Below are 13,551 nucleotides of genomic sequence, written 5' to 3' on the forward strand. Positions count from 1 at the left end.
TCGATCTACTCCCGGATGAAACGCTGTTCCAGGACGAGGTAGGCCTGGGACAGGCCATCGGAACGGAACAACTCCAGCGCCAATTGCTCCAGGCCCTGCGGTGACTGGAAGGCGCTGTCGTCCGCGACCACGGCGATACGGCCCATGGCGCCCGGTGCAATCTCCTCATGTTGCGTGCGCAGCGCGAACGCCCGGGCGGCCCCACCGGAGACCGTGGACAGCCGGGCCTCCATCATCCGCCAGGGCTTCTTCGCATCGCGGTTGGTCAGGGTGAACAACACCGCCATCTTCGGAAGCGTCTTGCTGGAGAGCACCTCCACCAGGATGTCCGCGCCCTCTTCCTTGAGGCGCCAACCCTGGCGACGGGTGAAGGGCGTGTGCTTGAGGTCCCCCTGGGCCAGGAGCGTCGCCAGCGCGTGATCCGCGGAGTGCTCTTCGTCCCTGAGGCGACGGTTCTCCTCCTCCAGGACGCGCCGCTGTTTGAGTGAGTCCATCAGCGTCGAATACATGGCGTCATAGCCGCGCGGGTCCTCGAACACGTTCACCTGCTGATCCACCGCGTTCCGCCGTCCCTTCTCCGCGGGCTTGAGCAGGAACGGCATCTGCTTGCCGTTCGCGAGCGTTACCAACAAGGGAACGCCATCGTCCTCCCCCAGGTCCTGGAGAGGCTCCACGACCACCTTGCGACCGCCCGCGAGCAGCGGTTCGAACCGGCCCTCCCACGCCAGCATGCGGGTCCGCGCCGGATCCACGGGCGTCCCGAAACGGAGGACCGTGGCCACCTTCCCCTTCACGTAGAGGGTGGGCGCGGAGTCCGACGGGTGCTCCGACAACAGCACCGTGCGGACCGCAGGTTCCTCTTGCTCACGCGCGACGGCCTCCGCAGTCGTCAGGAGCAACGCCAGGGCTAAAGCAAACCGGACAGGTAGACAGTCCCTCATGGGACCTGGAGCGTAGCAGCTTCAGTCCCGTGGCGGCGGCATCACCACCAGGGCTTCGGTGTTGGCGCGGATCTCCCCGGTGCTGTCGTCCACGCCGCCCACCACGAGCACGGAGCCGTCCGGCAACGCGGAGCACGTGTGCCACACGCGCGGCTGCGGCATCAGCGACAGGCCCAGCACCGTGGGCTGCGCTCCCGCATGCGGGGTGATCAGATCCACCCACGGGACCGCGTACGTCGTGCCGAGGCCGGTGCCCCGCCCGCCCAGCGCCACGATGCGGCCGTCCTTCAGCGTCACCGCGCACAGGTTGCTCCGGGGCATCAGCGCGGGGCCTTCACGCACGGCGACCACACCGGCCAGGAACTCGGAGGAACCCACGGGCCGCGCGCCCTCCGCCGGGTCCGCGCCGTCGAAGCCGCCCATGACCAGGAGCTCGGGAGACTCGTCCGCCCGGCCCAACATCGCCACGGCGGCCCCCTGCCTGCCGACGCGGAGATCCGTGCCTGCCGCCAGAAACCCGAGGGAACCGTTCTGGAACCTGAAGGCCGACACGTCGGTCTCGGCCTTCTTCAGCGAATCAACGCCCCCCACGACCTGGATGTTCATCCCATCCGGCCTCACCGCCAGCGCGACGTCCGTGCGGTGGACCTGCATGCCGGGAGGCACGAAGAGCCCCGTGGCCGCGTCGAAGCCTTCCATCTCGCTCACCGTGGCGCCGTCCGCCGCGCGTCCGCTCACCAGCGCCACGTGGCCTTCCGCATCCACCGCCGCCGCATGCTGGTAGCGCGCCAGATTGAGCGTGAACTCATCCACCGCGCCTGTCGCCACGTCCACCAGACGCGCCGTGGACTGCAACGACACCGGGGCGAAGGACTCCGCGCCACCCGCCACGAACACGCGCCCATCCGGCAACAGGGACGCCGTGTGGAAGGCCCTCGCGCCCACGGCCGGACCGGGGCTGAACGTGCCGTCCGCCGGGTTGAACACCTCCGAGGTTCCGGACACGGGCCGCGTGCCGTTCGGCTGGGGCCGATAGCCACCGGTGATCCACACCCGCCCATCCGGCAGCGTCGTGGCCGTGTGCGCCGCGCGCGCTTCGGCTGGCAGCGAGCAGGTTCCCGGGTCCGACGCCAGGTTCACCGGCACGAACTCCCCCAACCGCCGCAGGAACATCCGCACCTTGGGCGCCTGCCCCTCCGCCACGTCGAACGGCGTGCTGCGCCCCAGCGACACCAGCTGCCCGCCCTGGTCCGGAGCCCCCACGTAGGCCCGCACCTCCAGCACCCGCGCGCTGCCGGGCGGCAGGGCCGGCACGTCCTCGGGGGCCCACTCCACCGTCGATACCCGCTCGCGGGGCGTGTCGAGCCCCGGGCCCGTCACGCGGAAGCGCAGGTGCGTCACCCCGGCCAGGGGCTGGGTGCCGGCGCAGGAGGCCGTGAGCAGGTCCAGGGAGGGGCGGACCTCCTTCTCCCCGCAGGCGGGGGTGAGCGACACCAGGGCGGCGGCGAGGAGCGTGGAGCGGACGAAGCGCGGTGCCATGCGGTGGACGCTACCAGCCCCCCTCCCCGGAGGGGTGGAGTCCAGACGGCCGGAAGCAGGCGGCGCGGTGGGGATTGCGCTGTAATGCGCCCGCGTCAGGACGTATGTCCTGTCCCCTCCTCCATGAAGCTCTCGCTCGCCACCCGCATCTTCCTGGGCTACGCGCTGGTGCTGCTGACGTTCGGGGCGGTGTCCCTCTTCAGCGTGGCGGAGCTGCACCGCAACCGGCTGGAGATCCGCCTGGTCAGCCAGGGCTACCTCCAACTGTCCCAGGACGCCGCCGCGCTGGAGACCTTCCAGACCAGCCAGGAGAAGGACACCGAGCGCGTGCTGGAGCAGAACAGCGTGGAGACGCGCCGCGCGCTCATCCGGCTGGCGAGCCTGTACTACGCGCCCCAGATGGCCCAGCGCCTGGAGGCCGCGCGCGCCAAGGCCCGCGAGGTGCTCACCTTCGCCCCGGAAGGCGAGGTGCCCTTCGTGATGGAGCTGGACTCGCGCTTCGCGGAGCTGTCACGCAACTCCAAGGCGTACGGCCACGCGGTGGAGGCCGTGTTCGCCGCGCTCGCGTCCGAGTCCCCCGAGAGCCGGGAGGTGGCGCGCGCCACCGCCGAGCTGCGCCAGTTGGAGAGCGCCATCGGCCGGGAGCTGCGCGTGCTGCGCGCGACGCTGACCAACCGCATCCGCGAGCGCGTGGACGGCGCGGAGGAGCGCGAGCGCAGGACGGGCCTCACCATCATCGCGCTGTCCATCATGGCCATTGGCGTGGGCGTGGGCGTCACCGCGTGGTCCGCCCGCACGCTGCGCCCGGTGCGCACGCTGATTGAAGGCGTGTCCCGCATCGGCCGGGGCGACTACTCCGCCCAACTGGGCGTGCGCGGCGCGGACGAGGTCGCCCTGCTCGCGCGCGAGTTCGACCAGATGGCCCGCTCACTCCAGGCGCGCGAGGCGCAGCTCAAGTCGCAGGCCGAAGCGCTGATGCGCGCGGAGCAGCTGGCCGCCGTGGGCCGCATCTCCGCCCAGATCGTGCACGAGGTGAGAAACCCCCTGTCCTCCATCGGCCTCAACGTGGAGCTGCTCCAGGACGCGGTGGACAGCGCTCGGTTCGACTCGCAGGACACCGCCACGGAGGCGCGCGAGCTGCTCTCCGCCGTCACCCATGAGGTGGACCGCCTCACCGACGTCACCGAGCAGTACCTGCGCATGGCCCGCCCCGCCCGGCCGGACCTGGAGCCGGAGGACATCATCGCGGTGCTGGACGGCGTGCTCGACTTCACCCGCGAGGAGCTGGTGCGCGCGGGCGTGGAGGTGGTGCGCGACTTCGCGCCCGACACGCCCCGCGTGCTCGCGGACCAGGGCCAGCTGCGGCAGGTGTTCCTCAACCTGCTGCGCAACAGCCGCGAGGCCATGCCCGCCGGAGGCCGGCTCACCGTGGCCACCGCCCCGCACGAGGGCGACGTGGAGGTCACCGTGCGCGACACCGGCAACGGCATGACCGAGGAGGTCCGCCGCCACCTCTTCGAGCCCTTCTTCACCACCAAGGAGGGCGGCACGGGCCTGGGGCTCGCGGTGAGCCAACAGATCCTCCAGGCCCACGGGGGCTCGCTCTCCTGCCAGAGTATTCCCGGCCAGGGGACGACCTTCGTGTTAAGGCTTCCTCGCGCATGAGCTTTACACCGTACCGGGACGTGCTGCCCTCGGGGCTGCGCGTCGTCACCGTCGAAACGCCCCACCTGCACACCGCCCTGCTGGCCGTCTATGTGAGGACCGGCAGCCGTCATGAGACGGTGGAGAACAACGGCGTCAGCCACTTCCTGGAGCACCTCTTCTTCCGGGGAAGCGAGGCCTGGCCGGACACGGTGAAGATGAACGCGGCCGTGGAGGAGGTGGGCGGAAACCTCAACGGCGCCACCACCCGCGACCACGGCTACTACTACACCCCGCTGCACCCGTCGCACCTGAGCGTGGGCCTGGACGTCATCGGCGACATGCTCACCCGCCCCCGCCTCACCGACATGGAGGTGGAGCGGCAGATCATCCTGGAGGAGATGCTCGACGAGGTGGACGACAAGGGGCGCGACATCGACCTGGACAACCTGTCCAAGCGCCTGCTTTTCCCCGGCCACCCGCTGTCCCTGAAGATCGCCGGCACCCGCGAGTCCGTGAAGGCGCTCACCCACGCCCAGGTGCTGGAGCACTTCGCCCGGCACTACGTGGCCGGCAACCTGGTGGTGTCCGCCGCGGGCAGCGTGAAGCACTCGGAGGTGCTGGCCCTGGCCGAGCGCGCCTTCGCCCACCTGCCCACGGGCAGCGCCACCACGGAGAGCGCGCCGCCGCCGCTGGGCCCCGGACCGCACTTCCACTTCGTCTCCCACGACGAGTCGCAGACCGAGTTCAAGCTCACCTTCCGCGCCGTGCCGGAGCAGCACGAGGACTTCCCCGCGCTCCAGATCCTGCGGCGCCTGCTGGACGACGGGCTGTCGTCGCGGCTGCCGTTCGAAATCGTGGAGAAGCGCGGCCTCGCGTACTCGGTGCAGGCGGGGCTGGACACGTACCACGACCTCAGCCTCTTCGAGATTGAAGCGGCCAGCGCGCCGGAGAAGGCGTCGCTCGTGGTGGCGGAGGCGCTGCGCGTGCTCTCCGAGTTGTGCGAGCAGGAGGCGGGCGAGGAGGAGCTGAACCGCGCCAAGCGCCGCCACCGGATGCTGCTGGAGTTCTCCCAGGACTCGCCGGGCGAGCTGGCCGGGTGGTTCGGCGGCGTGGAGCTCTTCCGCCGTCCGGAGACGTTCGGCCACCGCGCGGATCAGGTGGACCGGCAGTCAGCCGCGCGGGTGCGCGAGGTGGCCCGGCGCTACTTCACCCGCGAGAACCTGCTCGTGGTGGCGGTGGGCCAGCGCAAGGGGCTCAAGGCGCTGGAGAAGGTCGTCATGGACGCGGAGGGGCTGCCCTCCTCCGCGCCCGCCGTCAGCGCCGCCCGCGGATGATGATGGGCCCCGTCGGTGCCTTCTTCTTCTTGGGCGTCGCCTTGTCGATGGCCTTCTGGATGCGCAGGTACTCGGGGTTCTGCGGCTCGCGCTTCAGGGCCTCGTCGATGAGCTTCTTGCCGCGCGGCAGCTGCGTCTCGAACTGGGCGTAGAGGTTCGCGAGCGCGGCCTTCTCCTCCACGGTCGCCTCGTTCAGGCTCGTCAGCCGCTCCAGCACCTCCTGCGCCTCCGGCTTGCGGCCGGCCTTCAGGTGCAGCCGCCACATGCGCGACAGCGCGGGCGGGAAGGAGGGCTCCGCCTTGAGGGCGAAGCGGTAGCTGTCCTCCGCCCCCCGCGCGTCGCTCTGCTCCTCCAGCACGCGGCCGCGCACGTACAGCGCGCGGGCATAGCGCGGGCGCAGGTGCAGCGCGCGCTCCACCAACTGCTGGGCCTCCGACGCGCGGCCTTGGGCGCAGACGATCTCCGCCAGCCACGCGGTGGCCTCCGCGTTCTCCGCGTCGTCCTCCAGGAGCTTGCGCAGCGCGCCCTCCGCTTCCGCCGGACGCCCGAGCGCCATGAGCACGCGGGCCTTCATCGCCACCACGTCCGTGGTGTCCGCGTCCTCGGGCGGCACGGACTGGAGGTCCGCTTCCGCCATGTCGCTGACGCCGCTCATCAGGAAGAAGCGCGCGCGCAAGAGCCGCGCGGGCGTGAAGCTGGGCGAATTCTGGAGCACGCGGTCCATCAGGTTGGCCGCGAGCAGCTCCTCGCCCTTCATGAGCAGGATCTCGGCCTCCACGGTCTTCGTCGCGGCGTCGTCCGGGTTCTCCCGGAGGATGCGCTCCAGCGTGGTGAAGGCATCATCCGGGTGCCCCTGCCGCGCCTGGAGGCGGGCCAGCGACAGGATGTCCTCCTTGGGCAGCTTGCCCTCGTCCCGCAGCGACACCAGCGTGGAGATGGCCTGGGGAATCTGCCCCTCCCGCAGGAACAGGTCGGCGAGCTGCTTCTGGATGACGGGGTCCGTGCCCGGGATGAGGCCCTCCGCTTGCTTGAGCGTGAGGATGGCCGCGCCCGGGTTGCCGGCGCCCTGGTGGGCACTGGCCAGCAGGAGGAGCGGCTCCACGCTCTCCGGCGCGGCGTTGGCGGCCTTGCGCAGTTCGGAGATGGCGCGGACGTACTGGCCCTGCGAGAGCGCCTCACGCCCCTGGGACAGGGAGTTCTGGACCTGGACGGCCTGTTTCTGCGCGGCCGCCGTCTCCGGGTCCTTGCAAGCAAGCGGCAGGAGCAGGACGAGCGTCCAGGGACGGGGCAAAAATCGATGGGGCATCGCTGAGGGACAGGGTAGCGGATGTTATCCTTCTCCGTCGATGGACCCTTTCGTGCGCCGCCTCGTGGAGAGGCTTCATGATCCCAGCCGGCCGCTGTCGCGGAACCGGCATTTCCACACGTTCGACACCCCCGAGGGTCGAATGGCGCTGAAGGTGTTCCGCCGTCTGCGCAGCCTCCAGCAGGACATCCTGGCCTGTCACAAGGAGGGCCGCCGGGCCCGCATCTCCCGCCAGGTCAACCCGGACGGAGACCACCGCATCGAGCTGTGGATGGAGCGCGTCGCGGGCCGCCGCGTGTCCATGCTCCAGCCCGCGGAGTACGAGCTGCTCGCCCGGCTGCCGGGCGTCCGTGACGCGCTGGAGATCCTGGACGAAGCGGCCTGACGTCCGCGCGCGGCTAGAACACCCAGGGCCCCAGGCCCGTGGGCGCCCCGTCGCACGCGGCCCGGAGCCGCGCCTGGGCGTCCTCGTAGGAGAGCCGGGCCGCGTCCGCCTTGAGCGAGTCAGAGGCCCAGTCCCGCCACGAGCGCAGCACCGCGACATGGCGGCCGTCGTCCTCCTGCGCTTCGGAGAAGTGGACCAGCAGCCGCTCCTCCAGCGCCTCGCGCGCCTTGGTCCACGGGCCTTCCTTGTCCAGGGGGACGCGCTTGTCGCGCTCCACGGTGGAGAGCAGCGCCCGGGCGTCCGGGGACAGGCCCTGGAGTGACGGACGGCGGCGCGAGGGCTCCATGGCCACGCGGTAGACGGCGGGCCAGAGCGTGGGGTCCACGAAGGCGACCTTGCCCTCCACCAGCCGCACCGCGAGCACGTCCTTCGACGCGCGCAGCATGCGCCCCAGCCGGTACGCGAGGCGCCCCTTCGCGTGGTCGCGCCAGCTGCCGGTGGGCCTGCCGCCCATGACCTGTTCGACGAGGGACGTGGGCCCGTGGGTGGGCACCTCGGTGATGACGTGGCGCGTGCGCACCAGCTCTTCCGCGTCCCTCAGCGTCTTGATCATCCGTGTTCCCCTCCTGTGGGGAAAACATTCCCCGTGAAGAGCGGATTCCGGCGCCCGCCTCCTTCAGGGCTTCGCGGCTCCCGGGTTGGCGCCCGCGGCCCATGCACGCGGGGCAGGTCGGCGTGATAACTTCGCGCCCGATGACCACCGCCACCGCCGACGTCACCCGTCGGGCTCCGAGTCACCGGGGCCACCTGCTCATGGGCATCCTGCCCGACGTGCGCCGCGACCTCCTGGGCTGCATGAGCACGCTTCATCGCCAGTACGGGGACGTGGTGAGCTACCGGCTGGGCCCCCAGCGCGCGCACCTCATCGCGCACCCGGAGGGCGTGAAGCAGGTGCTGCAGGACCACGCGAAGAACTACACGAAGGAACACCTCACGTACCGCATGGTCCGGTGGCTCACCGGCAACGGGCTGCTCGTGAGCACGGGGGACTTCTGGCTCCGGCAGCGGCGGCTGGCGCAGCCCGCCTTCCACCGGCAGCGCATCGCGGGCATGGCCGCGGGCATGGTCCGTCACACGGAGGCGATGCTCCAACGCTGGGAGCCGGCCTCCGCGAACGGGACGCCGCTGGGCATCAGCGAGGAGATGAAGCGGCTGACGCTGACCATCGTCGGGGAGGCCCTCTTCGGCACGTCCGTGGAGGCCCAGACAGAGCAGGTGGGCGTGGCCTTCACCGAACTGGGCAAGCAGATCGCGGAGCGCTTCCGCACCTTCCGGATGCTGCCGCCCGTGCTGCCCACCCGCTACGACCGGGCCTTCCGGGAGGCTCGCGCATCGCTACAGGAAACCGTGCGGGGCATCATCGCCACGCGGCGTGAGCGCGGCGACGACTCGGGTGACCTGCTCTCCATGTTGATGCTCGCGCGCGACGAGGACACCGGCGAGGGCATGACGGATGAGCAGTTGGGGGCCGAGGTGATGACGATGCTCCTCGCCGGCCATGAGACGACGGCCACGGCGCTGAGCTGGACGTGGGGCCTGCTGGCGAAGCACCCGGAGGCCGAGGCCCGGCTGCACTCGGAACTGGACACGGTGCTGGGAGGCCGCGCCCCAACGCTGGAGGACATGCCGAGGCTCACGTACACGAAGCAGGTGGTGGAGGAGGCGATGCGGCTGTACCCGTCGGTGCCCATCTTCAGCCGCACCGTGGAGGAGGACGACGTCATCGGCGGCTTCCGCATCCCGAAGGGGACCTCGGTGAACCTGTGCGCCTACGTCACGCAGCGCCATCCGGACTTCTGGGAGGAGCCGGACGCCTTCCGCCCGGAGCGCTTCGCCCCCGAGGCCGCCGCGAAGCGCCACCGCTTCGCGTACTTCCCCTTCAGCGGCGGCCCCAGGATGTGCATTGGCAGCGGCTTCACGATGATGGAGGCGCAGCTCATCGTGGCCACCGTGGCCCAGCACTACCGGCTGCGCGAAGCGCCCGGCTTCACGCTGGAAATGAACGCGAACCTGACGCTGTGGCCGAAGGGCGAGCTCCCCATGTACCTGGAGCGCAGGAGCTGAACCCCCGCTTCACGGGGGCGTCACGGACGCGCGCTGCACCTGCGTGACACCGGGCAGCGTGGGCGCGGGGTTGAGCGCCTGGACCAGCATGGCGCGCAGGGCCTCCGTGAGGTCCTCACCGGGAGCGATCACTCCCGCCGGGGCGCCCTGCAACGGCGCCGGCACCTCCGTGCCCACCACCACGATGGGGATGCGGACCTCCCACGCCAGGTAGTGCGCCAGCCGCACCGCCGGCTCCGAGTTGTCCATCAACAGCGCGCCAATGGCCCCCGCGCTGAACGGACGCCACAGCGGACGCGCGGCCTCCGCGGGCGGCAGCACGCAGAAGTCCACGTTCAGCACGTCGCTCAGCTCCAGGCGCCCCAGCGTCCCGAAGCCGCTCTTCACCGCGGTGGGATCCGCCGACATCGCCTCCAGTCCCGGCACCCTCGCCAGGATGCGGCGCGCCGCGGATGAACCGCTGCCGCAGACGAAGACCTTCGCCGTCGCCACCTTCGCCAGCGTCCGCGTGCGGAGCAGGCGCCCGCGCAGCGCGTGCACCTCCGCCGCGCCGATGAGGTCGCCCGCGCCCAGGTTCTGGCCTTCGCTCTCCGTGGGGCGCGCCACGCCCTTCTGGAGCAGCGTGGACAGCACGCCCAGCACCTCCATGTCCGTGGCGGGCGCCAGGTCCAGCACCTCGCCCAGCGCGCGCGGCTGGCGCAAGAGCTCCATCACCTGCGCCGTCACCGGGTGCTGCTCCTCGGACAGGTCCACCTCCGGCGCCAGCATCAGCCGCGTGTGGCGCGGCGGCAGGCCCGGCAACAGGCGGTTCACCTCGTCCGACTGGCGCATGCCCTCCAGGAGCGCGTCGTCCATGGCGCGGTTGATGCGCGGACGCGCGGCGCTGGTGCCGGGCGTGAAGGTGAAGTTGCCCTCCGTCCACGCCAACAGCCGGAACAGCGCCTTCTCCCCTTCCACCCTCCCCAGCCGCGCGTTCACCGTGCGCCCATCCGAGACGGTGATCTCCCCGCGCTCCGAACCGCGCTCCAGCGCCAGGCGCCCGTTGCGCTTGTTCATGCCCAATATCTGCATGAGGTCCGGGATGCTGAGCTGGCTGAGCGAACCTTCGATTTCCTGCTGCTCGCTCTTGAGGTCCTTGGCCGCTTCGTTGCGCCGGAAGATGTGCTCGATGCGGCTGAGCACCTCGTCCAGGTTGAAGGGCTTGCGCAGCGTGCCGTCCCGCATGCCCCGCGCCCGGTCCGAGTCCAGGCTGGACGTGGTGAGCACCACCGGGATGTCTTCCGTGCGCGGGTTGGTGCGGAGGATCTGCACGAACGTGCGCGCGTCCAGGAGCCGGCACGCCTCGTCGAAGAGCGTCAGGTCCGGGTGCCGGAGCACCGCGACCTCCAGCGCCCGCGAGCCATCCGGCGCGTAATGCACCTGATAGCCCTTCGTGCGCAGCGCCCGCGACAGCGCGCGCACCGAGTCGAGGTCGGGGTCGGCGATGAGGATCTTCCGCACCTGGGCCAAGGTCGCTTGCTCCGCTTCGTGACGTCAGTCAGTAGGGCTGCAGGTCGTATTCGGCCTGCAGCTTGGAGATGAGCCCGTCCACCACCGCGGTGTCCGAGGTGTGGAACCCCCACGTCGCGCCCCGCCCGCGCCGTTGGATCAGCGCATACGACGCGCTCTCCGACAGCCAGAGGATGAACTCGTGGCGCGCCACCCGCTCATCCCCTTCCAGGAACACCGGCGTGAGCGCCGCATGCGACTCCAGGTCCACGCGGCGGCCCAACAGGTAGATGCGCGACGACAGGTCCGGCGGCGCCTGCTCCAGGCCCACCGCCAGCGGCAGGTCCGCGCGGATCTCCGGGCCGCCCACGTAGAGCAGCCCGCGCGAGCCCGGGTCGCGCACCAGCTCCCGGGCGATCTCCACCTGGAGCTCGTCGAAGAGCACGTCCGCCACCTTGCCCCGGCGGCTGGGCTCCGCGCGATCGTCCGTGGGCAGGCGCGGGCTGTTGGGCGTGCCCAGGAGCAGGTCCACCTCGTCCCAGAACGGCAGCCCGTCCAGCATCAGCCGGCGCTGGAGCGACGCGCGGCGCTCGTCCATGCGGCGGCGGCAGCGGTGCACCAGCTCGTCGAAGTCCTCGCCGTCCTTGGGGAACGTGCTCGCCCCGCCCACGAGCGCGAGCGGCAGACGGGCCTCCACGTCCTGCACCTCCGGCTCGTCGCGCACGGCGGCGACGGCGCGGCGCACGAACATCATGGCGCCGAAGAAGTCCGTCTCCGGCAAGAGGAGGTAGAACTCCTGGTCGCTCGCCTTCGCGATGACGTCCGAGTCGCGGATGATTTTACTGAGCGCCTTGATGATGCCGCGCACCGCCTTCTTCGCGTCCTGCGCGCCCAGCCGCACGCGCACCAGCGGAAGGTTGTCGATGCTGAAGGTCAGGAGCGAGAACGTGCGCCCGTACCTGCGCGCCTTGTAGATCTCCTTGGACGCGTAGTCGGTGAAGTAGCTGAGGTTGTACGCGGCGGTGTCGCGGTCGCGCAGGCCCAGGCGCTGGAGCGCCATCAGCTTGCGGCCGTTCTTCACGCCCACCGCGGCGAAGTCCGCCAGCACCTTCGCGTCGCGTGTGTGCTCCAGCCGGAAGTCACCGGTGAGCGGGTCGGACAGCTGCGCCAGGCCCATCACCTCCCCGGCGGCCACCAGCGGCACGTACAGCACCGGCGAGCGCTCATCCCGCGCGAGCCACGGCGCGGCTTCGCGCAGGCGCAGGGACAGCGGCCCCTCCGGGCTCATCTTCTCCGGCAGGAACTGCTTGTCGAGCAGGCCCCGGTAGGAGCGCAGCGCCAGGTCTCCCCGGTCGTCCACCACCCACAGCGCGGCGCTCTGCGCGTCGCACACCGCGCCCAGGTCCGCGATGACGCGCTCCTGGAGCCATTCCAGGTCGGGATGGGAGAGCAGCTCCAGGCAGCGCTGCTGGAGGTTGTGGAAGCGGGCGAACTCCAGGTTCTCGTCCTGGAGCCGGGCGCGCTCGTGGCGCAGCTGGGCGCGCTCCATGGCGCGGTCCACCGCGAGCAGCAGGTCCGACTCCTCCACCGGCTTGACGAGGCAGTCCGCCACGCCCAGGCGCAGCGCGACCTCCGAGCCCTGTACGTCGTCGCGCGTGCTGACGAGGATGACCTCCTGCTCGGGGTCGCGTTCGCGCAGGCGCGCGGTGAGCGCGAAGCCGTCCACGCCGGGCATCACCACGTCGGTGAGCACCAGGTCGAACGTCGCCCGGGCCACCTCTTCGAGCGCCAGGGTGGCGTTCTCCACCGCCACCACGCGGTGCCCCCGGCGCGACAGCAGGTCCGTGGCGAGTTGTCGGAAGAACAGGTCGTCGTCGACGACGAGGATGGGACCGGCCACGGCGCTCGGGGGAGAAGGAGGAAAACCGAAGGCTATCGGGCCCTTGGAAGCGCGACAACGCCTTCGAAGACGAAGGACACCGGGCCGCGGAGCCGGATGTCGGACAGGTCGTCCGGAACGCGGATTCTCAGGTCGCCGCCCGGCAGCGTGACGCGCAGCCAGGCATTCGAGGGCAGGCGCTTCGCCAGCACGGCCGCCACCGCCGACGCACACGCCCCCGTCCCACAGGCCTGGGTGAGGCCGCAGCCGCGCTCCCAGACGACGACGGTGAGGCCGTCCTCGTCCACGCGGACGAACTCCACGTTGGTGCGGTCCGGGAAGGCGGGGTGGCGCTCCAGGCCGGGGCCCAGGCGCTCGGCGGCCTCCAGGGGCTGGTCCAGGAGCACCAGGTGCGGGTTGCCCATGTTCACCGCGGTGCCGAGCAGGCCTTCATGGCCGGGCACGGGGGCGCTCACGAAGGGCTGGCCGGTCGTCCCGGAGGGCAGGTTCGCCGCCACCAGCCGGGCCGGGCCCATGGAGATGTCCACGCCGACGACGCCGCCATCGCCGTAGCCGGGCTCGCAGGTGAGCACGCCGGCCCCGGTCTCCACGTCGATGAGCGCGGGGTGCTGGCCGGAGTGGTCCACCAGATACTTCACCGCACAGCGCAGGCCGTTACCGCACATCTCCGCGACGCTGCCGTCGGCGTTGTGGACGACCATGCGGGCAAGGCCGCGGGACGACGGGAGGATGGCGAGCACCCCGTCCGCGCCGATGCCCCGGCGCCGGTCGCACAGCCAGCGGGACTGCTCCGCGTCGATGTCCACGCCCGAGCGGCGCCGGTCCAGGACAACGAAGTCGTTGCCCAGGCCGTGGTACTTGAAGATGCGTTCGCTTGCGTCCACGGG

Annotated in this window: 11 protein-coding genes; 4 read left to right on the top strand and 7 right to left on the bottom strand. The window is 71.1% G+C overall.

Translation table 11 applies throughout. From position 1 onward, the window contains the following. Positions 1–5: 5 nt before the first annotated feature. Positions 6–899, bottom strand: coding sequence for a DUF2381 family protein (locus tag JYJ93_RS30660; protein WP_206798109.1), 894 nt, complete (start codon positions 897–899; stop codon positions 6–8). Between the two features lie 63 nt (positions 900–962). Next, positions 963–2,480 (bottom strand): kelch repeat-containing protein, encoded by a 1,518-nt coding sequence (locus tag JYJ93_RS30665; RefSeq protein WP_206798110.1) that lies wholly within the window; start codon positions 2,478–2,480, stop codon positions 963–965. Between the two features lie 123 nt (positions 2,481–2,603). Here JYJ93_RS30665 and JYJ93_RS30670 point away from each other — a divergent pair, with 123 nt between their 5' ends. Both JYJ93_RS30670 and JYJ93_RS30675 read left to right on the top strand, forming a co-directional pair. Further along, positions 2,604–4,145 (top strand): HAMP domain-containing sensor histidine kinase, encoded by a 1,542-nt coding sequence (locus JYJ93_RS30670; protein ID WP_206798111.1) that lies wholly within the window; start codon positions 2,604–2,606, stop codon positions 4,143–4,145. Further along, positions 4,142–5,461: a pitrilysin family protein gene (locus JYJ93_RS30675; protein WP_206798112.1), complete on the top strand. Its 1,320-nt coding sequence runs from the start codon at positions 4,142–4,144 to the stop codon at positions 5,459–5,461. Before JYJ93_RS30670 ends, JYJ93_RS30675 begins: the two co-directional genes overlap by 4 nt. Here JYJ93_RS30675 and JYJ93_RS30680 read toward each other — a convergent pair. Beyond that, positions 5,442–6,752, bottom strand: coding sequence for a tetratricopeptide repeat protein (locus JYJ93_RS30680; RefSeq protein WP_242543985.1), 1,311 nt, complete (start codon positions 6,750–6,752; stop codon positions 5,442–5,444). The genes JYJ93_RS30675 and JYJ93_RS30680 overlap by 20 nt on opposite strands. Before the next feature lie 157 nt (positions 6,753–6,909). Here JYJ93_RS30680 and JYJ93_RS30685 point away from each other — a divergent pair, with 157 nt between their 5' ends. After that, complete coding sequence (locus tag JYJ93_RS30685) at positions 6,910–7,152, top strand: hypothetical protein (protein WP_223741836.1); 243 nt, start codon at positions 6,910–6,912, stop codon at positions 7,150–7,152. A 13-nt stretch (positions 7,153–7,165) separates the two neighbouring features. Here JYJ93_RS30685 and JYJ93_RS30690 read toward each other — a convergent pair whose 3' ends face one another. Further along, positions 7,166–7,765: an RNA methyltransferase gene (locus JYJ93_RS30690; protein WP_206798114.1), complete on the bottom strand. Its 600-nt coding sequence runs from the start codon at positions 7,763–7,765 to the stop codon at positions 7,166–7,168. 140 nt (positions 7,766–7,905) lie between these two features. Between JYJ93_RS30690 and JYJ93_RS30695 the strand changes: the two genes are divergently transcribed. After that, complete coding sequence (locus JYJ93_RS30695) at positions 7,906–9,276, top strand: cytochrome P450 (RefSeq protein WP_242543986.1); 1,371 nt, start codon at positions 7,906–7,908, stop codon at positions 9,274–9,276. A 9-nt stretch (positions 9,277–9,285) separates the two neighbouring features. On the opposite strand, the gene JYJ93_RS30700 is transcribed toward JYJ93_RS30695, so the two are convergent. The 3 genes from JYJ93_RS30700 to dapF are packed head-to-tail and all read right to left on the bottom strand — an operon-like array spanning position 9,286 to position 13,548. Next, positions 9,286–10,785, bottom strand: a complete 1,500-nt coding sequence (locus JYJ93_RS30700; RefSeq protein WP_206798116.1) for a DUF4388 domain-containing protein — start codon at positions 10,783–10,785, stop codon at positions 9,286–9,288. Between the two features lie 28 nt (positions 10,786–10,813). Further along, positions 10,814–12,664 carry a response regulator gene (locus JYJ93_RS40875; protein WP_206798117.1) on the bottom strand — a complete coding sequence of 617 codons (1,851 nt, stop codon included), beginning with the start codon at positions 12,662–12,664 and terminating at the stop codon, positions 10,814–10,816. 32 nt (positions 12,665–12,696) lie between these two features. Beyond that, complete coding sequence (dapF, locus tag JYJ93_RS30710) at positions 12,697–13,548, bottom strand: diaminopimelate epimerase (protein WP_206798118.1); 852 nt, start codon at positions 13,546–13,548, stop codon at positions 12,697–12,699. Positions 13,549–13,551 lie beyond the last annotated feature (3 nt).

Origin of the sequence: Corallococcus sp. NCSPR001, from assembly GCF_017309135.1 — a bacterium.
GTDB lineage: Bacteria > Myxococcota > Myxococcia > Myxococcales > Myxococcaceae > Corallococcus.

Bases quoted from the DNA above. Each gene is read 5' to 3' on its own strand.
- JYJ93_RS30670 (WP_206798111.1), top strand. From the start codon at position 2,604: ATGAAGCTCTCGCTCGCCACCCGCATCTTCCTGGGCTACGCGCTGGTG.
- JYJ93_RS30695 (WP_242543986.1), top strand. From the start codon at position 7,906: ATGACCACCGCCACCGCCGACGTCACCCGTCGGGCTCCGAGTCACCGG.
- JYJ93_RS30665 (WP_206798110.1), bottom strand. From the start codon at position 2,480: ATGGCACCGCGCTTCGTCCGCTCCACGCTCCTCGCCGCCGCCCTGGTG.
- JYJ93_RS30685 (WP_223741836.1), top strand. From the start codon at position 6,910: ATGGCGCTGAAGGTGTTCCGCCGTCTGCGCAGCCTCCAGCAGGACATC.
- JYJ93_RS30690 (WP_206798114.1), bottom strand. From the start codon at position 7,765: ATGATCAAGACGCTGAGGGACGCGGAAGAGCTGGTGCGCACGCGCCAC.
- JYJ93_RS30675 (WP_206798112.1), top strand. From the start codon at position 4,142: ATGAGCTTTACACCGTACCGGGACGTGCTGCCCTCGGGGCTGCGCGTC.